The organism is Cellulomonas palmilytica (assembly GCF_021590045.1).
Taxonomy (GTDB): Bacteria; Actinomycetota; Actinomycetes; order Actinomycetales; family Cellulomonadaceae; genus Cellulomonas; species Cellulomonas palmilytica.
Window position 1 is genome coordinate 2,635,453 of record NZ_CP062221.1, and the last position, 18,687, is coordinate 2,654,139.

General features: G+C 71.6%; 17 protein-coding genes. 3 read left to right on the forward strand and 14 right to left on the reverse strand.

The window, feature by feature from the left end; translation table 11 throughout:
* Positions 1-28: 28 nt before the first annotated feature.
* Both F1D97_RS11965 and F1D97_RS11970 read right to left on the reverse strand, forming a co-directional pair.
* Positions 29-1,186, reverse strand: a complete 1,158-nt coding sequence (locus F1D97_RS11965; RefSeq protein WP_236120722.1) for an acyl-CoA dehydrogenase family protein — start codon at positions 1,184-1,186, stop codon at positions 29-31.
* A gap of 46 nt (positions 1,187-1,232) precedes the next feature.
* Entirely contained in the window at positions 1,233-2,048 is an 816-nt protein-coding gene (locus F1D97_RS11970; protein WP_236120723.1) for an aldo/keto reductase, read from the reverse strand.
* Between the two features lie 91 nt (positions 2,049-2,139).
* On the opposite strand from F1D97_RS11970, the gene F1D97_RS11975 reads away from it, so the two are divergent.
* Positions 2,140-2,424 carry a YciI family protein gene (locus tag F1D97_RS11975; RefSeq protein WP_236120724.1) on the forward strand — a complete coding sequence of 95 codons (285 nt, stop codon included), beginning with the start codon at positions 2,140-2,142 and terminating at the stop codon, positions 2,422-2,424.
* Between the two features lie 10 nt (positions 2,425-2,434).
* Here the strand turns inward: F1D97_RS11975 and F1D97_RS11980 are convergent, their stop codons facing one another.
* The 8 genes from F1D97_RS11980 to F1D97_RS12015 all read right to left on the reverse strand — a co-directional run bounded on the left by F1D97_RS11980 (position 2,435) and on the right by F1D97_RS12015 (position 11,446).
* Positions 2,435-3,430 (reverse strand): TerC family protein, encoded by a 996-nt coding sequence (locus tag F1D97_RS11980; protein ID WP_236120725.1) that lies wholly within the window; start codon positions 3,428-3,430, stop codon positions 2,435-2,437.
* Between the two features lies 1 nt (position 3,431).
* Positions 3,432-4,430 (reverse strand): TerC family protein, encoded by a 999-nt coding sequence (locus F1D97_RS11985; RefSeq protein WP_236120726.1) that lies wholly within the window; start codon positions 4,428-4,430, stop codon positions 3,432-3,434.
* Positions 4,431-4,642: 212 nt separating this feature from the next.
* On the reverse strand, positions 4,643-5,071 hold the full coding sequence (locus F1D97_RS11990; protein ID WP_236120727.1) for a VOC family protein: 429 nt from the start codon (positions 5,069-5,071) through the stop codon (positions 4,643-4,645).
* A gap of 18 nt (positions 5,072-5,089) precedes the next feature.
* Positions 5,090-7,195, reverse strand: coding sequence for an excinuclease ABC subunit UvrB (gene uvrB, locus F1D97_RS11995; protein ID WP_236120728.1), 2,106 nt, complete (start codon positions 7,193-7,195; stop codon positions 5,090-5,092).
* A 66-nt stretch (positions 7,196-7,261) separates the two neighbouring features.
* The gene (locus F1D97_RS12000; protein WP_236120729.1) at positions 7,262-7,678 is read right to left on the reverse strand and encodes a hypothetical protein; all 417 of its coding nucleotides are present in this window, start codon (positions 7,676-7,678) and stop codon (positions 7,262-7,264) included.
* A gap of 226 nt (positions 7,679-7,904) precedes the next feature.
* Positions 7,905-8,549 (reverse strand): dephospho-CoA kinase, encoded by a 645-nt coding sequence (coaE, locus tag F1D97_RS12005; RefSeq protein WP_236120730.1) that lies wholly within the window; start codon positions 8,547-8,549, stop codon positions 7,905-7,907.
* 186 nt (positions 8,550-8,735) lie between these two features.
* Complete coding sequence (gene rpsA, locus F1D97_RS12010) at positions 8,736-10,202, reverse strand: 30S ribosomal protein S1 (protein WP_236120731.1); 1,467 nt, start codon at positions 10,200-10,202, stop codon at positions 8,736-8,738.
* Between the two features lie 218 nt (positions 10,203-10,420).
* Positions 10,421-11,446, reverse strand: a complete 1,026-nt coding sequence (locus F1D97_RS12015; protein ID WP_236120732.1) for a 6-phosphofructokinase — start codon at positions 11,444-11,446, stop codon at positions 10,421-10,423.
* Between the two features lie 137 nt (positions 11,447-11,583).
* Between F1D97_RS12015 and F1D97_RS12020 the strand changes: the two genes are divergently transcribed.
* Positions 11,584-12,408: a class I SAM-dependent methyltransferase gene (locus F1D97_RS12020; RefSeq protein WP_236120733.1), complete on the forward strand. Its 825-nt coding sequence runs from the start codon at positions 11,584-11,586 to the stop codon at positions 12,406-12,408.
* A 119-nt stretch (positions 12,409-12,527) separates the two neighbouring features.
* Here F1D97_RS12020 and F1D97_RS12025 read toward each other — a convergent pair whose 3' ends face one another.
* The 3 genes from F1D97_RS12025 to polA form a co-directional block, all read right to left on the reverse strand.
* Entirely contained in the window at positions 12,528-14,186 is a 1,659-nt protein-coding gene (locus tag F1D97_RS12025; RefSeq protein WP_236120734.1) for a solute symporter family protein, read from the reverse strand.
* Positions 14,183-14,527: a DUF485 domain-containing protein gene (locus tag F1D97_RS12030; RefSeq protein WP_396022596.1), complete on the reverse strand. Its 345-nt coding sequence runs from the start codon at positions 14,525-14,527 to the stop codon at positions 14,183-14,185. Before F1D97_RS12030 ends, F1D97_RS12025 begins: the two co-directional genes overlap by 4 nt.
* 177 nt (positions 14,528-14,704) lie before the next feature.
* Entirely contained in the window at positions 14,705-17,365 is a 2,661-nt protein-coding gene (gene polA, locus F1D97_RS12035; RefSeq protein WP_236123593.1) for a DNA polymerase I, read from the reverse strand.
* 121 nt (positions 17,366-17,486) lie between these two features.
* Here polA and F1D97_RS12040 point away from each other — a divergent pair, with 121 nt between their 5' ends.
* Positions 17,487-17,942, forward strand: a complete 456-nt coding sequence (locus F1D97_RS12040; protein ID WP_236120736.1) for a hotdog fold thioesterase — start codon at positions 17,487-17,489, stop codon at positions 17,940-17,942.
* Positions 17,943-17,989: 47 nt separating this feature from the next.
* On the opposite strand, the gene F1D97_RS12045 is transcribed toward F1D97_RS12040, so the two are convergent.
* Positions 17,990-18,667, reverse strand: coding sequence for a GNAT family N-acetyltransferase (locus F1D97_RS12045; protein WP_236120737.1), 678 nt, complete (start codon positions 18,665-18,667; stop codon positions 17,990-17,992).
* Positions 18,668-18,687: the final 20 nt, after the last annotated feature.

Here is an 18,687-nt window from a genome sequence, read left to right on the forward strand (position 1 = left end):
GCCCGGTCCGCGCGCGGGCGGTGCCCGGTCAGGCCTCCGGCGGACCGAGCACCGACGTCGCGACGGTCGCGTGCGCGGACTCGTCGTCGGACGGGTGGAAGATCCCGGCGAGCACGTCGCGGTACAGCCGGCCGAGCTCGTTGCCGCTGAAGTACGACCCACCACCCGCGGCGCGCAGCGCGAGCTCGACCACCTGCCGTGCCGACTCCGTCGCGCGGACCTTGAGCCCGACGAGCTGCGCGAACCAGCGCCCACCGTGGTCGACCTGCTCGTCGACGTCGCGCGCCAGGGCGAACACCTGCAGCTCGGCGCCGTCCTGCAGGAGCGCGGCGTCGGCGATGCGCCACCGGATGTCGGGGTCCTGCGCGTACGGCCGCCCGTCGTTCTTGAACGACGTCCGACGGCGAGCGGCGGCAACCGCGAGCTCGACGGCGCGCCGGCCGATGCCCGTGTAGACCGCGCCGAGCAGGATCTCGAACACCGAGAACAGCGCGAAGATGAACGAGTCGGCCGACGGCCCCGCGGGGAGGCTCCGGTACACACGCTCGGGCGATGCGTAGGCGCCGTCGAGCACGGTCGTCGTCGACTGCGTCGCACGCATGCCGAGCGTGTCCCAGTCGTCCTTGGCGGTGACGCCCTCCCGCCCGACGACGCCGTGCACGAGACGCGGGTCGGCCGGGTCCGAGTCGTCGAGACCGAACGTCGCGAGCCGTGTCCACACGGGCGACAGGGACGTGAAGATCTTCGTGCCGAAGAACCGGTAGCCGCCGTCGGGCTGACGCTCGGCGCGCGTCCGCGAGCCGAACATCACCAGGTCGTTGCCGGCCTCGGAGTTGCCGAACGCGAACACCTCGCCGGCCGCCGCGTCCTGCAGCACGAACGCGAACGCGTCGTCGCCGCGATCGACGAGCTGCGCAGCGAGCCCCGTCACGACGAGGTGCATGTTGACGGCCAGCGCGGTCGCGGGCGCCGCTGCCGCGAGGCGGACCTGCTCGCGCGCGACCTCCTCGAGCGTGAGCCCCGCACCGCCCAGCCGCTGCGGCACGAACGCGCGCAGGTAGCCCGCCTCCGCCAGCTCGGCGAGGTCGTCGTGCGGGAACGTGTTCTCCCGGTCGTGCGTCGCGGCGCGCTCGTGCACCCGGGCCAGCAGGTCGTCGGACAGGATCGTGCGCAGCTCGCGCGCCATGGTCGCCTCTCTCTCGTGTCGGGTCAGGTGGGCTCGGCTCGGAGGGTCAGCTCACGTGGTCCGGGTGGGAGCCCGAACGCTCGCCGCGGTCGAGCGCCGCGATCCGCTCGTGGTCCTGCGCGGTCAGCTCGAGGTCCGCCGCCGCGAGGTTCTCGCGGATGCGGGCCGGCGTCACCGACTTCGGGATGACCGCGATGCCCAGATCGAGGTGCCAGCGCAGCACCACCTGCGCGGGCGTGGCGCCGTGCTCGCGCGCGATGTCGGCGAGCACCGGGTCCGCCAGGACCGCTCCCCGTCCCAGTGGTGACCACGCCTGCGTCACCACCCCGAGCTCGGCGTGCAGGGCCCGCAGCTCGCGCTGCTGCAGGTACGGGTGCAGCTCGACCTGGTTCACCACGGGCACCTCGCCCGAGTCCTGCACGATGCGCTCGAGGTGGTCGGGCTGGAAGTTCGAGACGCCGACCGACCGCACCCGGCCCTCGTCCCGCAGCCGCAGCAGCGTGCGCCACGTCGGCACGTACCGGTCGCGCGCAGGCGCCGGCCAGTGGATGAGGTACAGGTCCGGTGCGCCCAGCCCGAGGCGCTCGACCGACTCCTCGAACGCCGCCTCCGCACGGTCGCCGTGCGCGTCGTTCCACAGCTTCGTCGTGACGAACACGTCGTCACGGTCGAGGCCGCTGGCCCGCACCGCACGGCCCACCGCCGCCTCGTTGCCGTACAACGTCGCCGTGTCGACGAGCCGGTACCCGGCCGTGAGCGCCTCCGTCACGGCCGGTCCCGCCGCCTCGTCGGACACCTTGTAGACCCCGAACCCGAGGACCGGCATACGCATGCCGTCGGCCAGCGTCACGCGTGTGGTCATCCCGCCACTCTGCCACCCGACCAGGCCGGACGCAGGCACGGACCCCGCAGGTGTGCGCGACCCCACGTCCGCGTCGGGCAGGATGTCTGCCATGCCCACCTTCGCCGTCCGGTACACGTACGACGAGCGCACCGACGCTCGTGACCACTTCCGCCCGGAGCACCGCGCGTACCTCGCGGGCCTCGCCGACGCGGGCGCGCTCAAGGGCTCCGGCCCGTGGACCGACGGTGCGCCCGGCGCGCTCCTCGTCCTCGTCGCTGACGACGAGGACCGCGTGCGCGCGATGCTCGCGGACGACCCGTTCCAGCGCGAGGGGCTCGTCGCGGCCACCGAGGTGCGCGGCTGGGACGTCGTCCTCGGCCCCTGGGCCTCCTGACCCTCGCAGGTCAGGAGGACGTGAGCGCCGCCCGGGCGTCGCGCGCGGACTTCATGAGGCTCACGGCCGCCGTCGTCCCGAGGATCACGACGATCGCGACGAGCGACAGCCAGATCGGGATCTCGGGCGCCCACGACACGGGCTCTCCGCCGTTGATGAACGGCACCTCGTTCTCGTGCAGCGCCTCGAGCACGAGCTTGACGCCGATGAAGCCGAGCAGCACCGCGAGCCCGTAGCTCAGGTACACCAGCCGCGCGAGCAGGTCGCCCAGCAGGAAGTACAGCTGCCGCAGACCCATGAGCGCGAACAGGTTCGCCATCATGATCAGGTACGGCTCGCTCGTCAGGCCGAACAGCGCGGGGATCGAGTCGAACGCGAACAGCAGGTCCGTCGCCCCCAACGCGATCAGCACGATCAGCATCGGCGTGATGAGCCGCCGGCCGTTCTCGACGACCGTGAGCTTCACGCCGTGGTACTGCGTGGTCGACGGGAACCAGCGCTGCACCAGGCGCAGCAGCAGAGGCGGGTGGAACTCCTCCGGCTCGTCGTCGGACCCCTCGCGCGCGACCTTCCACGCGGTCCACACCAGGAACGCGCCGAACAGGTAGAACACCCAGCTGAACGTGCTGACGATCGCCGACCCCAGCAGGATGAACACCGTCCGGAACACGAGCGCGAGCACGATCCCGACGAGCAGCGCGGTCTGCTGGTACTGCCGCGGCACCGCGAACCGGCCCATGATCAGCATGAAGACGAACAGGTTGTCGACCGACAGCGAGTACTCGGTGAGCCAGCCCGCGAAGAACTCCCCCGCGTACTGACCGCCGGACGTCACCAGGACGCCGAGGCCGAACAGGACGGCGAGGGCGACGAAGAAGCCGAGGTGGCGCAGGCACTCCGCGGTGCTCGGCACGTGCGGGCGACGTCCCACGACGACCACGTCGACGATCAGCAGCGCGGTGACGACTCCCAGCGAGACCGCCCACACCAGCAACGAGACGTCCACTTCACTCCTGTCCGGCGGCGACGCGACGGTCGCTGCGTGTCTTGACGAGGCTGGCGACGGTCGCGACCGCGAGCGTCCCCAGGATCACGGTGAGCGAGAGCCAGATCGGGATCTCGGGCGCCCACTCGACGTGCTCGCCGCCGTTGACGAACGGCAGCTCGTTGGTGTGCATCGCGTGCAGCAGGAGCTTCACGCCGATGAAGCCGAGGATGACCGCCAGGCCCTGCGAGAGGTACACGAGCCGCTCGAGCAGCCCCCCGATGAGGAAGTACAGCTGGCGCAGGCCGAGCAGCGCGAAGGCGTTCGCGGTGAAGACGATGTACGGCTCCTCGGTCAGGCCGTAGATCGCGGGGATCGAGTCGAGCGCGAACAGGATGTCCGTCGAGCCGATCGCGACCATCACCAGGAGCATCGGCGTCAGCAGGCGCTTGCCGTCGACCACGGTCGTGAGGCGGTCGCGGTCGTACTCGGTCGTCGTCGGGAACAGCCGACGCACGAACCGCACGACGACCCCGTCGCCGCCCTGCTCCTCCTCGGCTGTGTCGTGGTCCTCGCGCGCGAGCTTCACGCCCGTGTACACGAGGAACGCACCGAAGATGTAGAAGACCCACGACCAGCGTTCGATCGCCGCCGCGCCCAGCAGGATGAAGATCGTCCGCAGCACTAGGGCGATCGCGACCCCGACGAGAAGGACCTTCTGCTGGAACGCCCGCGGGACGGCGAACCTCGTCATGATGATGAGGAACACGAACAGGTTGTCGACCGACAGGCTCTTCTCGGTCACGTACCCCGCGAAGTACTCCGCGCCGTGGTCCCAGCCCCAGAACGCGCCGACAGCCACGCCGAACAGCAGCGCGAGGACGATGTACACCGTCGACCACCAGGCCGACTCGCGGAACGTCGGTTCGTGCGGCGTGCGCACGTGTGCGAAGAAGTCGAAGACGAGCAGACCGACGACGCCGACCCCGGTGAGCGACCAGACAAGGCTCGAGACATCCACGGACAGACCTCCGGTACGAGATGTGTGTCAGTACCGAAGGTCTCCCCCGCCCGAGCTCCGGGCCGACCGCGCCGGGCTCCGTCGGACGCCGCCGCGGCACGCTGCCGGACTGCGACCGGCGGCGTCCGTGATGACGACGCGACCGATTGTGGGGTACTCCCCTTCACCGCCCGCCATCGTAGGCGACGATCGCCCCGGGTGCCGCGCACGGCTCACTGCACGCAGAACTCGTTGCCCTCCGGGTCCTGCATCGTCACCCAGAAGCTGCCGTTCTCCTCCATCTCGTAGAGGCGACGCGCCCCGAGCCGCTCGAGCTCACCGACCCGCGCGCGCACGGCGACGGGACGCTGGTCGCGCGGGAGGTCCGGGCGGACGGTCACGTCGAGGTGCACGCGGTTCTTGCCCGCCTTCTCCTCGGGGACCTTCTGGAACCACAGGCGCGGGCCGGCGCCGTCGGGGTCGACGACCGCGTACGCCGTGTCCCGCTGGTCGAGCGGGACACCCATCGCGTCGAGGGCCTCGTCCCACGTCGCGTACGGCGGCGGCGGGGAGTCCTCGACGTACCCGAGCACCTCGGCCCAGAAGGCGCCGAGCGTGGGCGGGCTCGCGGCGTCGAACGTGACCTGGATCCGTGCTGCCATGCTCACTCCTCGTGTCGGTCAGGCGGTCGCGGCCTGCATCTGCCGCAGCTCCTTCTTCAGGCCGGAGATCTCGTCGCGCAGGCGCGCGGCGAGCTCGAACTGCAGCTCCCCCGCCGCCGCGTGCATCTGCTCGGTGAGCTCCTGGATGAGCGTGGCGAGCTCGCCCGCCGCCGCACCGGTGAGGCGTGTGCGCTCGTCCGCGGGCGCGGCCTTCGAGCCGAACCCCGGGACGGGCGCCTTGCCGCGGCTCGCCTGGCGACCGCCGCCGCCCAGCAGCTCGGCGGTGTCCGCGTCCTCCCGCGCCAGCATGTCGGTGATGTCACCGATCTTCTTGCGCAGCGGCTGCGGGTCGATCCCGTGCTCGAGGTTGTACGCGACCTGCTTCTCGCGGCGCCGGTTCGTCTCGTCGATCGCGAGCTGCATCGCCGCCGTGACCTTGTCCGCATACATGTGGACCTGACCCGACACGTTGCGCGCCGCGCGCCCGATCGTCTGGATGAGCGACTTGCCCGAGCGCAGGAAGCCCTCCTTGTCCGCGTCGAGGATCGCCACGAGCGAGACCTCGGGCAGGTCCAGTCCCTCGCGCAGCAGGTTGATCCCGACCAGCACGTCGTACTCGCCGAGCCGCAGCTCGCGCAGCAGCTCCACGCGGCGCAGCGTGTCGACCTCGGAGTGCAGGTAGCGCACCCGCACGCCCTTCTCGAGCAGGTAGTCCGTGAGGTCCTCGGCCATCTTCTTGGTGAGCGTCGTGACGAGCACGCGCTCGTCGCGCTCGACACGGTCACGGATCTCGCCGAGCAGGTCGTCGATCTGTCCCTTGGTCGGCTTGACCACGACCTCCGGGTCGACGAGGCCCGTCGGCCGGATGATCTGCTCGACCACGCCGTCGGCCATCGACAGCTCGTAGTCGCCGGGCGTGGCCGACAGGTACACCGTCTGGCCGATCCGCTCGACGAACTCCTCCCACCGCAGCGGCCGGTTGTCGGTGGCGCTCGGCAGGCGGAACCCGTGCTCGACGAGCGAGCGCTTGCGCGACATGTCGCCCTCGAACATGGCACCGATCTGCGGAACGGTCACGTGCGACTCGTCGATGACGAGCAGGAAGTCCTCGGGAAAGAAGTCCAGCAACGTGTTGGGGGCCGAGCCGGCGGCGCGCCCGTCGATGTGGCGCGAGTAGTTCTCGATGCCGGAGCACGAGCCGACCTGGCGCATCAGCTCGATGTCGTACGTCGTGCGCATGCGCAGGCGCTGGGCCTCCAGCAGCTTGTTCTGCCGCTCGAGCTCGGCCAGCCGCTCCTCGAGCTCGGCCTCGATCCCGTGGATCGCGCGCTCCATGCGCTCGGGCCCGGCGACGTAGTGCGTCGCGGGGAAGATCATCATCTCGTCCTCGGCGCGGACCACCTCGCCCGTCAGCGGGTGCAGGGTGGCGATCGCCTCGATCTCGTCACCGAAGAACTCGATGCGGACCGCCAGCTCCTCGTACATCGGGATGATCTCGACCGTGTCACCGCGCACCCGGAACGTGCCGCGCGTGAACGCCATGTCGTTGCGCGAGTACTGCATCTGCACGAACCGGCGCAGGAGCTGGTCGCGGTCGACCTGGTCACCGACGCGCAGCGTGACCATGCGGTCCACGTACTCCTGCGGCGTGCCCAGGCCGTAGATGCAGGACACCGACGCGACGACGACGACGTCGCGTCGCGTGAGCAGCGAGGACGTCGCCGAGTGCCGCAGCCGCTCGACCTCGTCGTTGATCGACGAGTCCTTCTCGATGTACGTGTCCGTCTGCGCGATGTACGCCTCGGGCTGGTAGTAGTCGTAGTACGAGACGAAGTACTCGACCGCGTTGTTCGGCAGCAGCTCGCGGAACTCCGTCGCGAGCTGCGCCGCCAGCGTCTTGTTCGGCGCCATGACGAGGGTGGGCCGCTGCACCTGCTCGATCAGCCAGGCGGTCGTCGCCGACTTGCCGGTGCCCGTCGCACCCAGCAGCACGACGTCCTTCTCGCCGGCCTGCAGCCGGCGCGTGAGCTCGGCGATCGCCTGGGGCTGGTCGCCGGACGGCGTGTACTCGGACACGACCTCGAAGGGCGCGACGGTCCGCTGGAGCTCCGTGACTGGACGCATGGCCCCACCGTACGTCGGACCACCGACACACCCGTCCGCGCCCGCGTCATCCGCGGGCGCGGGGGTTCACTCCTTGCCGTCGACCAGCGTGACGATCGCGTTGGGGTCCTCACGGATCACCGCGGACACGTACCAGTCCATGAAGGCCTCGTACGCGCGGAACCCGAGGAGCTTGCGCTTCGCCATCGGGACGAGCGCGTTGACGCCGCCCTCCTTCGTGCGGAAGAACGTGATCGCGGTGCGGGCCGTCGTCCGGCCCACCGCACGGTCGGTCTTCACGTCGAAGCGGAGCAGCTCGGTGCCCTCGATGTGGTCGCGCAGCGACACCGTCGTCGAGTGCGGCGTGCGCGCCTCGACCCGGAACCGACCCGCGTCCGAGTCTCCCGACATCGCGGCCTTCTCCGCGAGCTCGAGCATGCGACCCTCGGAAAGCGCCGACGACACGACCGACACGGACGCGCGCGTCTGGGCGGGCTTGACCATCCGCTCGTACCTCCTTGTTGCGGCGACCTCTTCGGCACCGGATGTGTCGTCTATCGGTCGGCCGACCGTCGAAGTTGAGCCCTCACCAGGCACAAGGCACTTTCGTCCCCGGCTTGGCGGGAACATATCGGGTACGTGCGCGGTGCGGAACGGCCGTTCCCAGATCGTGACCGGGCGCGCCCCGGACGCCGCCGCGGTTCACGCCTTCGTGTGACGGCGGGACGGCTCAGCCGTGGCGCGCGTCGGTCTCCTCCGCGGCGCGCTCCTGCGTGCGCTCGGTGCACAACCGGTCCCACAGCTCGTCGACCTGGGCCCGCAGGTGTGCGTCCGTGCCGGACCCGTCGAGCACGACGTCCGCCGCCGCCAGCCGCTCGTCGTCGCTCGCCTGCGCCGCGACCCGCGCCTCGGCGTCGTCGCGCGACATGCCGCGCAGTCGCACCAGCCGCTCGACGCGCAGCACCGCGGGTGCGTGGACGACGACGACCAGGTGGAACGAGCCCGCCTGACCGGTCTCGACCAGCAGCGGGATGTCGTGGACGACGACCGCGCCGGGGTCGGCCGTGGCCGCCGCCGCCTCGCGCTCGGCCGAGAGCCGGCGCACCACGGGGTGCACGATCGCCTCGAGCGCACGCCGATGCTCGTCGTCCCCGAACACCAGGGACGCCAGTGCGGCCCGGTCGAGCGACCCGTCCGCCGCGAGCACGCCCTCCCCGAACGACTCGACCACCGCGTCGAGGCCCGGGGTGCCGGGCGCCACGGCCTGGCGGGCGAGCGCGTCGGCGTCGACGACGACCGCACCCAGCTCCGCGAGGCGGCGAGCCGCCACCGACTTGCCTGCCGCGATCCCGCCCGTCAACCCGATGCGCTGCATGGGCCCATCCTGCCCGCACGGACGCCCCCGCGCCCACGCCGGGCGGCGCCGGGCACGACCCGACCGCCCGCGGCCCTCGGTGGCACGGCGCGCACGACGGCGCTGACGCCGACGGGCCGGCCACCCGAAGGTGACCGGCCCGTCGTGGACCCTGCCGCGGACGCGTCCCGCGGCGCGTTCAGCTGCTCAGTTGCCCGTGAGCTTCTCGCGCAGAGCGGCGAGCGCCTCGTCGGACGCGAGCGTCCCCGTGGCCTCGTCGGTCGACGACGAGTAGGTCGACGGCGCCGGAGCAGCACCCTCGGGCGTCTGCGCCTCGGCGTCGGCCTTCTGCGCGTCGGCGACCTGCTTGCGGTGCGCCTCCCAGCGGGCGTGCGCGGCCGCGTACTGGGCCTCCCACGCCTCGCGCTGCGCCTCGAAGCCCTCGAGCCACTCGTTCGTCGTCGGGTCGAAGCCCTCCGGGTACTTGTAGTTGCCCTGCTCGTCGTACTCGGCCGCCATGCCGTACAGCGCGGGGTCGAAGTCCTCCGACTCGGGGTCGAAGCCCTCGTTCGCCTGCTTGAGCGACAGCGAGATGCGGCGACGCTCGAGGTCGATGTCGATGACCTTGACGAACACGTCGTCGCCGACCTGCACGACCTGCTCCGGGATCTCGACGTGGCGCACGGCCAGCTCCGAGATGTGCACCAGACCCTCGATGCCGTCCTCGACGCGCACGAACGCACCGAACGGGACGAGCTTGGTGACCTTGCCGGGCACGACCTGGCCGATGGCGTGCGTCCGGGCGAACGCCTGCCACGGGTCCTCCTGCGTCGCCTTCAGCGACAGCGAGACCCGCTCGCGGTCGAAGTCGACGTCCAGGACCTCGACCGTGACCTCCTGGCCGACCTCGACGACCTCGGACGGGTGGTCGATGTGCTTCCAGGACAGCTCGGAGACGTGCACGAGCCCGTCCACGCCGCCCAGGTCGACGAACGCACCGAAGTTGACGATCGACGAGACGACACCGGGACGCACCTGGCCCTTCTGCAGCGTCTGCAGGAAGGTGGAGCGGACCTCGGACTGCGTCTGCTCGAGCCACGCGCGGCGCGACAGGACCACGTTGTTGCGGTTCTTGTCGAGCTCGATGATCTTGGCCTCGATCTCCTTGCCCACGTAGGGGCCGAGGTCGCGGACACGACGCATCTCGACGAGCGACGCGGGAAGGAAGCCGCGCAGACCGATGTCGAGGATGAGGCCGCCCTTGACGACCTCGATGACGGTGCCGGTGACGACGCCGTCCTCCTCCTTGATCTTCTCGATCGTGCCCCACGCGCGCTCGTACTGCGCCCGCTTCTTGGACAGGATCAGCCGGCCCTCCTTGTCCTCCTTCTGGAGGACGAGGGCCTCGACCTCGTCGCCGACCTTGACGACCTCGCCGGGGTCCACGTCGTGCTTGATGGACAGCTCGCGGGAGGGGATGACGCCCTCGGTCTTGTAGCCGATGTCCAGCAGGACCTCGTCGCGGTCGACCTTGACGACGACGCCCTCGACGATGTCGCCGTCGTTGAAGTACTTGATGGTGGCGTCGATCGCGGCGAGGAGGTCCTCGGCCGTGCCGATGTCGTTGACCGCGACCTGCGGCGTGCCGGACTTCGCGGGGGTGGAGATGCTCATGTAGTGGTGGGCTCCGATGCGGACAGGAAGTAGTTCGGACGTGGACGGCGTGCGCGACTCGACGACGGGATCACGTGGATGTGTTCTCGAGGCCCCCGACGGCCCGCCACGGCTCCCGACGAACGGGAGATCGCGCAGGCACGCGAGAAGAAGGCGCGCGGCACCGCCGTCCACCCTATCGGTGGATGGCGCGAGCGGTCAAAGCGTGTTTCGCGGGCTCAGGCGAGCGCGCTGGCGACCGCGAGCAGCTCGGCGGGGACGTGCTTGACCTTGCCCGCGACCTCCTCGAGCGGGACCAGCTCGACCCGGTCGCCGCGCAGCGCGGTCATGACGTTCGAGCGCCCCTGCGAGACCGCGTCGATGGCTGCGACGCCGAACCGGCTGCCGAGGATCCGGTCGGTCGGCGTGGGCGTGCCGCCGCGCTGCACGTGACCGAGGACGGTCACGCGCGTGTCGAAGCCGGTGCGCTGCTCGATCTCCGCCTTGAGCCGCTCGCCGATCGCACCCGCGACGATCTCGCCGAACTTGCCGACCTGCGTCTCGTAGTGCATCGCCGTGCCCTCGGCGGGCACCGCGCCCTCCGCGACGACGATGATCGAGAAGCTCGCGTGCGCGCGGTGGCGGTGCTTGAGGAACCGCTCGATGCGCTCGATGTCGAACGGGGCCTCGGGCGCCAGCACGATCTCCGCGCCGCCCGCGATGCCCGCGGTCGTCGCGATCCAGCCCGCGTGCCGGCCCATCACCTCGACGATCATGACGCGGTTGTGGCTCTCCGCGGTCGTGTGGATGCGGTCCACCGCGTCGGTCGCGACCGTGACGGCCGTGTCGAAGCCGATCGACTGGTCGGTGCCCCACACGTCGTTGTCGATCGTCTTGGGGATCGCGACGATCTTCACGCCCGCCTCGGCCATCTTGCTCGCGGCGTGCAGCGTGCCGTCGCCACCGATGCAGATCAGCGCCTCGAGCCGCTCCGCCTCGAGCGTGGCGAGCACCGCGTCGATGCCGCCGTCGGACGAGTGCGGGTGGAACCGTGCCGTGCCCAGCAGCGTGCCGCCGACGGGGAGGACGTTGCGGATGTCCTTGCGCGTGAGGGGCTGGACGTCGCCGTCGACCACGCCCTTCCAGCCGTTGCGGAAGCCGACGATCTGGTGGCCGTACTCCCCCTCGCCTCGCTTGACCACGGCCCGGATGGCTGCGTTCAGCCCCGGGACGTCGCCACCACCGGTGAGCAGACCGACTCGCACGCGTGCGCTCCTTCGTCGACAACAGTTGGGGACAGCGGTCCGCGCGTCGTCGGGCGTCCGTGTGCACGTCAGCCTATCCGCGCCCGACGCGCGGCGGGCAGACCTTCCGTCCCACAGGCGTCGGGGAGACTGGTGGCATGGCCCCCGCCGCGCACGACGACGACCACCTGACCGAGGAGCTCGCCGAGGTGGCGTTCCGCCACGTGGCCGACGACGGCACCGCGGGACGCCGCTGGTGGGACGCGAACGCCGCCGAGTACCTCGACGAGCACGGCGAGTTCCTGGGCCCCGCGGACTTCGTGTGGTGCCCGGAGGGCCTGCGCGAGGCCGACGCCCATCTCCTCGGCGACCTCGCTCCCGGCACGCGCGTCCTCGAGGTCGGCGCGGGCGCCGCTCAGTGCAGCCGCTGGCTCGCCGCTCAGGGTGCGCGCGTCCTCGCGACCGACGTGTCGCGGTCGATGCTCGCCGCGGGTCGCCGGTACGACGAGGTCGCCGGCGTGCGGGTGCCCGCGGTCGTCGCCGACGCGCGCCGCCTGCCGCTGCCCGACGCGTGCGTCGACGTCGCGTTCACGGCGTTCGGCGCGATCCCGTTCGTCCCCGACGCCCGCGCCGTGCACGCCGAGGCGGCGCGCGTGCTGCGTCCGGGTGGACGGTGGGTGTTCGCGGTGACGCACCCGCTGCGGTGGGCGTTCCCCGACGACCCCGAAGGCCTGACCGCGATCCGCTCGTACTTCGACCGGCGCCCGTACGTCGAGCTCGGCTCGTCGGGTTCGGTCCTGTACGCCGAGTACCACCGCACGCTCGGTGACCACGTGGCCGACGTCGTCGGCGCCGGCCTGGTCCTCGACCGCGTGGTGGAGCCCCAGTGGCCCGCGGGCCACGAGCGCACGTGGGGCGGCTGGGGCCCCGTGCGCGGTGCGCTCCTGCCGGGCACCGCGATCTTCGTGACGCATCGTCCCTGACGCCCCCGTGGCGCCCCGTGCCGCCCCGTGGCGCACGGTCGGGCGGCCCGCAGGGCGCAGGGTGGCACGACGACGGGCGGCCCCGGACGCGGGACCGCCCGTCGCGGTGACGTGCCGGGTCAGTGGACGGTGGCCTTCTCGGCGCCGGCACCGGTGAGCGAGCGCACCTCCATCTCCGCGAACTTCTCCGGGTGCGGCTTCTCCTTCGACAGGTACGTCCCGACGATGCCGAGGAGGAACGCGAGCGGGATCGAGATCAGGCCCGGGTTCTCCAGCGGGATCAGGTGGAAGTCGATCGAGGTGTCCTTGATCATCGACAGGCTCTCGCCCGTGACGGGGTCGACCTTGCCGGAGACCACCGGCGAGAACGTGATGAGCACGACGCACGAGATCAGACCGCCGTACATGCTCCACAAGGCGCCCGACGTGTTGAACCGCTTCCAGAACAGCGAGTACAGGATCGTCGGGAGGTTCGCGCTCGCCGCGACGGCGAACGCGAGCGCGACGAGGAACGCGACGTTCTGCCCGTTGGCGAAGATGCCGCCGATGATCGCCAGGATCCCGATCGCGACGACGGTGATCCGCGCGACGCGCACCTCGCCGTCGGGACGCACCTGGCCGCGCTTGATGACGTTCGCGTAGATGTCGTGCGCGAACGACGTCGCGGCGGTGATCGTCAGACCCGCGACGACCGCCAGGATCGTCGCGAACGCGACGGCCGAGATCACGCCGAGCAGGACCGTCCCGCCCAGCTCGAACGCGAGCAGCGGCGCCGCGGAGTTCACGCCGCCCGGTGCGGCCTTGATCGTCTCCGGTCCGACGAGCGCACCCGCGCCGTAGCCGAGCACCAGCGTGAACAGGTAGAAGATGCCGATCAGCCAGATCGCCCACACCACCGAGCGCCGCGCCTCCTTGGCGGACGGCACCGTGTAGAAGCGCATGAGGACGTGCGGAAGGCCCGCGGTGCCGAGGACGAGCGCCAGGGCCAGCGACAGGAAGTTGAGCTGGCTGGTGGCGCTCGCGCCGTACTGCTTGCCGGGGCCGAGCAGCGCCTCGCCGCCCTCGCCCGCGGCGTCGACCGCGCCCTGCATGACCTCGGACAGGCTGAACCCGAACTTCGCGAGCACCCACAGCGTCATGACGCCGGCGCCCAGGATGAGCAGGACGGCCTTGATGATCTGCACCCAGGTGGTGCCCTTCATGCCGCCGACGAGCACGTACAGGATCATGAGCGCGCCGACGACCGCGATGACGACGCCCTGCGCCGCCACGCCCTCGATGCCGAGCAGCAGCGCGACGAGCCCGCCCGCGCCGGCCATCTGGGCCAGCAGGTAGAAGAACACGACCGCGAGCGTCGACAGCGCCGCCGCCATCCGCACCGGCCGCTGCTTGAGCCGGAAGGACAGGACGTCCGCCATGGTGAACCGGCCCGTGTTGCGCAGCAGCTCGGCGACGAGCAGGAGTGCGACGAGCCACGCGACCAGGAAGCCGATCGAGTACAGGAAGCCGTCGTACCCGTTGAGCGCGATCGCGCCGCAGATGCCCAGGAAGGACGCGGCCGAGAGATAGTCGCCCGCGATCGCGGTCCCGTTCTGCGGGCCGGTGAACGAGCGTCCCGCGGCGTAGTAGTCCGCCGCCGTCTTGTTGTTGCGCGACGCCCGGAACACGATGACGAGCGTCACCAGGACGAACAGCGCGAAGATCCCGATGTTGACGATCGGCTCGCCGACGGTCTCGGACTCGGCGGCGAGGACCGCCGCCCCCTGGAGCCCGCTCATGCGTGCTCACCCGACCCGAGCTCGCCGTCCTCGATCTTCGCGCGCAGGTCCTCGGCGACCGGGTCCTGCCGGTCGTTCGCCCACCGCGCGTAGATCATCGTGATCGCGAACGTGGAGACGAACTGCCCGAGGCCGAACAGCAGGCCGACGGTGATGTTCCCCCACACCTTGGTGGCCATGAAGTCGTGCGCGTAGTTCGCGAGCAGGACGTAGACGAAGTACCACACCAGGAACAGGGCGGTCATGGGGAAGACGAAGCGCCGGAACCGGCTGCGCAACGCCTGGAAGTCAGGACTGTCCTGCACCACCTGGTACGGGGTCTGCGGTGGTTCGTCGATCATCTCTGACACACGCGTCTCCTCCCGAACGGGCGAACGGCACCGTTGCCGCCGGCCACGAGTGTGACCCACGACACGCCGTCGGGCCGAGAGACACACCCGACATTTCACCGAAAAGAAACACACGGCGACCGAAACAGTCGTCCCACCACCGATGGGCCGAGCGACCTGCCGTCGAGGTCAGTGACCCGCCTCGTGCCAGCTCGCTCCGACGCCGACGCTCACGTCGAGGGGGACATCGAGCCGACCGTCGGGCAGCGACGCGTCGGCCGCCGCCATCTGCTCACGGACGAGCGCCTCGACCTCGTCCCGCTCGCCCGGGGCAACCTCGACGACGAGCTCGTCGTGGACCTGCAGGAGCATCCGCGAGGCCAGGCCTCGGCGGCGCAGCTCGGCATCCACCCCGAGCATCGCCAGCTTGATGAGGTCGGCCGCGCTGCCCTGGATCGGCGCGTTGAGCGCCATGCGCTCGGCCGCCTCCCGGCGCTGCCGGTTGTCGCTCGTGAGGTCCGGCAGGTAGCGCCGGCGGTCGAGGATCGTCGCGGTGTACCCCGTCGCACGCGCCTGGTCGACGACGCCCGTGAGGTACTCGCGCACGCCGCCGAAGCGCGCGAAGTAGTCCTTCATGAGCTCGGCGGCCTCGGACACCTCGATCGAGAGCTGCTGCGACAGGCCGTACGACGAGAGCCCGTACGCCAACCCGTAGGACATGGCCTTGATCTTCGAGCGCTGCGCGGCCGTCACCGCGTCGGTCGGCACGCCGAACACGCGCGACCCGACGTAGCTGTGCAGGTCCTCGCCCGAGCGGAACGCCTCGATGAGACCCTCGTCGCCCGACAGGTGCGCCATGATCCGCATCTCGATCTGCGAGTAGTCCGCCGTCAGCAGCGTCTCGTACCCCGCGCCGACCACGAACGCCCGCCGGATCTGCCGGCCCGCCTCGGTGCGGATCGGGATGTTCTGCAGGTTCGGGTCCGTCGACGACAGACGCCCCGTCGCGGCGATCGTCTGCTGGAACGTCGTGTGGATCCGGCCGTCGGGCGCCACCGACCGCTGCAGGCCCTCCACCGTCTGCCGCAGGCGGATCGCGTCACGGTGCGCGAGCAGGTGCTCGAGGAAGGGGTGCTGCGTGCGCGCGAACAGGTCCGTCAGCGCCGCGGCGTCCGTCGTGTAGCCCGTCTTGATGCGCTTCGTCTTCGGCATCTGGAGCTGGTCGAACAGCACCTCCTGGAGCTGCTTGGGCGACCCCAGGTTCACCTCGCGCCCGATCACCGCGTACGCCTCCTGCGCGGCGCGCGTGACCTCGCCGTCGAACTCGCGCTCGAGGTGGTGCAGCCAGTCCGCGTCGACCGCGATGCCGGCACCCTCCATGCGCACCAGCACGGCCTGCAGCGGCAGCTCCACGTCGCGCAGCAGGTGCGCCGCCCCGCGGTCGTCCACCTCGGAGGCGAGCACGTCGGCGAGGTCCCGGACCGCCGCCGCGCGGACCGCGGCCCGACGGTCCTCCCCCGTGCCGTCGAGCTCGAGGTCGAGCGCACCCTGGCCGCCCGCAGCGGCCTCGTCCTCGCCGAGCTCACGGTGCAGGTACCCGATCGCGAGGTCCGGCAGGTCGTACGCGCGCCGGTCGGGCTGGCACAGGTACGCGGCGAGCTCGGTGTCCGACCGCACGCCGGCGAGCGTCAGCCCGCGACCGCGCAGCGCGTGCGCCGCGACCTTGGCACCGTGCACGACCTTGCCGCGCGACTCGTCGGAGAGCCAGCCGGCGAGCGCCTGCTCGTCGGCGGGCCCCACCTCGGCGAGGTCCACCACGGCGGCGCGACCGTCGGCGTCCGCGACCGCGACACCCCACGCGTCGCCGCCCGCGGGCGAGCCCGACCCGCGCACGTCGAGGCCGAGCACGGTCCCCGAGCGCTCCGCGAGCCAGCCCCCGAGGGCGCCGTCCTCGAGCTCGGCGAGCTCGAGCGCCGCCGCCGCGACGGCGACCGCCGACGTGCTCGACTCGTCGGGGAGCATCGCGAAGAGGCGGTCACGCAGCGTGCGGAACTCGAGCTCGTCGAGGATCGTGTGCAACGCCTGGCGGTCCCACGCCCGCGCCTCGAGGTCCTCGGGCCCCAGGGGCAGCTCGAGGTCCGTGACGAGCTGGTTGAGCTGCCGGTTGAGCTGGACCTGCGCGAGGTTCGCCCGCAGCGACTCCCCCGCCTTGCCGGTGATCCTGTCCGCCGCGGCGACGACCCCCTCGAGACCGTCGTACTGCGTGAGCCACTTGGCGGCGGTCTTGGGTCCGACGCCGGGGACGCCCGGCAGGTTGTCGGAGGTCTCGCCGACGAGAGCCGCGAGGTCGCTGTAGCGCTCGGGCGGGACGCCGTACTTGGCCGTGACCGCCTCGGGCGTCATGCGCGCGAGCTCGGAGACACCGCGCACCGGGTAGAGCACCGTGACGTCGTCGCGCACGAGCTGGAACGCGTCCCGGTCGCCGGTGCAGATGAGCACCTGCATGCCCTGCGCGGTCGCCTGCGTCGCGAGCGTCGCGAGCACGTCGTCCGCCTCGAACCGCTCCTTCGTGATGACCGGGATGTGCAGCGGCTCCAGCACGCGCCGGATGACGTCCACCTGGCCGCGGAACGGCTCCGGGGTCGCGTCGCGCGTGCCCTTGTACGCCTCGTACTGCTCCGTGCGGAACGTCGTGCGCCCGAGGTCGAACGCCACCGCGACGTGCGTGGGCTGCTCGTCGCGCAGCAGGTTGGCGAGCATCGACGTGAAGCCGAACACCGCGTTCGTCGGCTGGCCCGACGACGTCGCGAAGTTCTCCACCGGCAGCGCGAAGAACGCCCGGTACGCCATCGAGTGGCCGTCGATCAGCAGGAGGCGCGCCGGCTCCCGCCCCTGCTCCCCGTGCTGCCCGCCGCGCGCGTCCTGGTCCACTTCCCGCTGTGCCTCGCTCACGGGTGCCAACCTATCTGCCATGACCGACACGCCCGAGACCGCGCCCACCGGACACCCCGACCCCGGGACCCCCCGATCAGGGCTCCCGGAGTCGCTCGTCGACGAGAGGGGCACGCTCATCGAGCGGCTGGGGATCGTCGTCCGCGAGGTCAGCGCCGAGCGCGCGGTGGCGACCATGCCCGTCGCCGGCAACACCCAGCCGTTCGGCCTCCTGCACGGCGGCGCGACCGCCGCGCTCGCCGAGACGCTCGGCTCGTACGCCGCGGTCGCCCACGCGGGACCGGGTCGCCTCGCCGTGGGCATCGAGCTGAACGCGACGCACCACCGATCCGCGCGGTCGGGGACCGTCACGGGGACGGCCGAGGCGGTGCACCTGGGACGGACGCTCGCGACCTACGAGATCGTCGTCGACGACGAGGCCGGCCGCCGGCTGTGCACGGCACGCCTCACGTGCATGATCCTCGACGGGCGTTGAGTCCCGGGGCGGCCTGACACGGGACCGGCCGCGTCAGGCAGCCGTCGTCACCAGCCGCGGCCGGGCGTGGCCGTCGGGCGGCGCATCGCGGCAGACCGGTCGATCCGCAGGCCGAGCGAGGTGGTCTGCTCGGCCTCGGCGGGCTGGCGCGCGGCACGCGCCTGCCGACGCCGCGCGATGAGGTCCTCGAGCCCGCGCGGACCCGGTCGGCGCGCGGCGACCACGGTCGCGCCGTCGTGCTGCAGACGTCGCTGCAGGGCGGCGGTCCCGGCCACCCGGAACGCCGCCGCGGGGGCGAACCCGAGCCGTGCGAGGAAGCGCTGCATGCCGCGTGCACCGGGCAGCGGCGCCGCGTACACCTCGGCCGCGCCGTTCTGCTCCGCGAGGGACACCGCGTGCGCGAGCAGCGCGTGGCCCAGCCCGCGCCGACGCGCGGTACCGACGACGTAGATCGCCTCGAGCGCGAGCGACGTGCCGTCCTGGAACAGGCTCGGGCCGACGAGACGCCCCAGGAGGAGACCCGCGGGCTGCTCGTCGAGGGTCCCGACGAGGACCATCCCGCCGTCGACCCCCAGGAGCGCGCCGAGCTGGCGGCGCAGACGCTCGGTGTCGTCGGTGCACAGCTGGACGCCCGTCCCCGCCTCCTTGCGTGCCTCGAGGCACAGGTGGACGAGGTCGTCGAGGTCGGCGGGCTGGGCAGCGCGCGCTTGCACTCCAGGACGCACGGTTTCGAGCACCTCCGGCG

What these genes read in the sequence shown, in the direction of transcription:
- F1D97_RS11965 (WP_236120722.1), bottom strand. Translation starts at nt 1,186, where the DNA reads ATGGCGCGCGAGCTGCGCACGATCCTGTCCGACGACCTGCTGGCCCGG.
- F1D97_RS11970 (WP_236120723.1), bottom strand. Translation starts at nt 2,048, where the DNA reads ATGACCACACGCGTGACGCTGGCCGACGGCATGCGTATGCCGGTCCTC.
- F1D97_RS11975 (WP_236120724.1), top strand. Translation starts at nt 2,140, where the DNA reads ATGCCCACCTTCGCCGTCCGGTACACGTACGACGAGCGCACCGACGCT.
- F1D97_RS11990 (WP_236120727.1), bottom strand. Translation starts at nt 5,071, where the DNA reads ATGGCAGCACGGATCCAGGTCACGTTCGACGCCGCGAGCCCGCCCACG.
- uvrB (WP_236120728.1), bottom strand. Translation starts at nt 7,195, where the DNA reads ATGCGTCCAGTCACGGAGCTCCAGCGGACCGTCGCGCCCTTCGAGGTC.
- F1D97_RS12000 (WP_236120729.1), bottom strand. Translation starts at nt 7,678, where the DNA reads ATGGTCAAGCCCGCCCAGACGCGCGCGTCCGTGTCGGTCGTGTCGTCG.
- coaE (WP_236120730.1), bottom strand. Translation starts at nt 8,549, where the DNA reads ATGCAGCGCATCGGGTTGACGGGCGGGATCGCGGCAGGCAAGTCGGTG.
- rpsA (WP_236120731.1), bottom strand. Translation starts at nt 10,202, where the DNA reads ATGAGCATCTCCACCCCCGCGAAGTCCGGCACGCCGCAGGTCGCGGTC.
- F1D97_RS12020 (WP_236120733.1), top strand. Translation starts at nt 11,584, where the DNA reads ATGGCCCCCGCCGCGCACGACGACGACCACCTGACCGAGGAGCTCGCC.
- F1D97_RS12025 (WP_236120734.1), bottom strand. Translation starts at nt 14,186, where the DNA reads ATGAGCGGGCTCCAGGGGGCGGCGGTCCTCGCCGCCGAGTCCGAGACC.
- F1D97_RS12030 (WP_396022596.1), bottom strand. Translation starts at nt 14,527, where the DNA reads ATGATCGACGAACCACCGCAGACCCCGTACCAGGTGGTGCAGGACAGT.
- polA (WP_236123593.1), bottom strand. Translation starts at nt 17,365, where the DNA reads ATGGCGTACCGGGCGTTCTTCGCGCTGCCGGTGGAGAACTTCGCGACG.
- F1D97_RS12040 (WP_236120736.1), top strand. Translation starts at nt 17,487, where the DNA reads ATGACCGACACGCCCGAGACCGCGCCCACCGGACACCCCGACCCCGGG.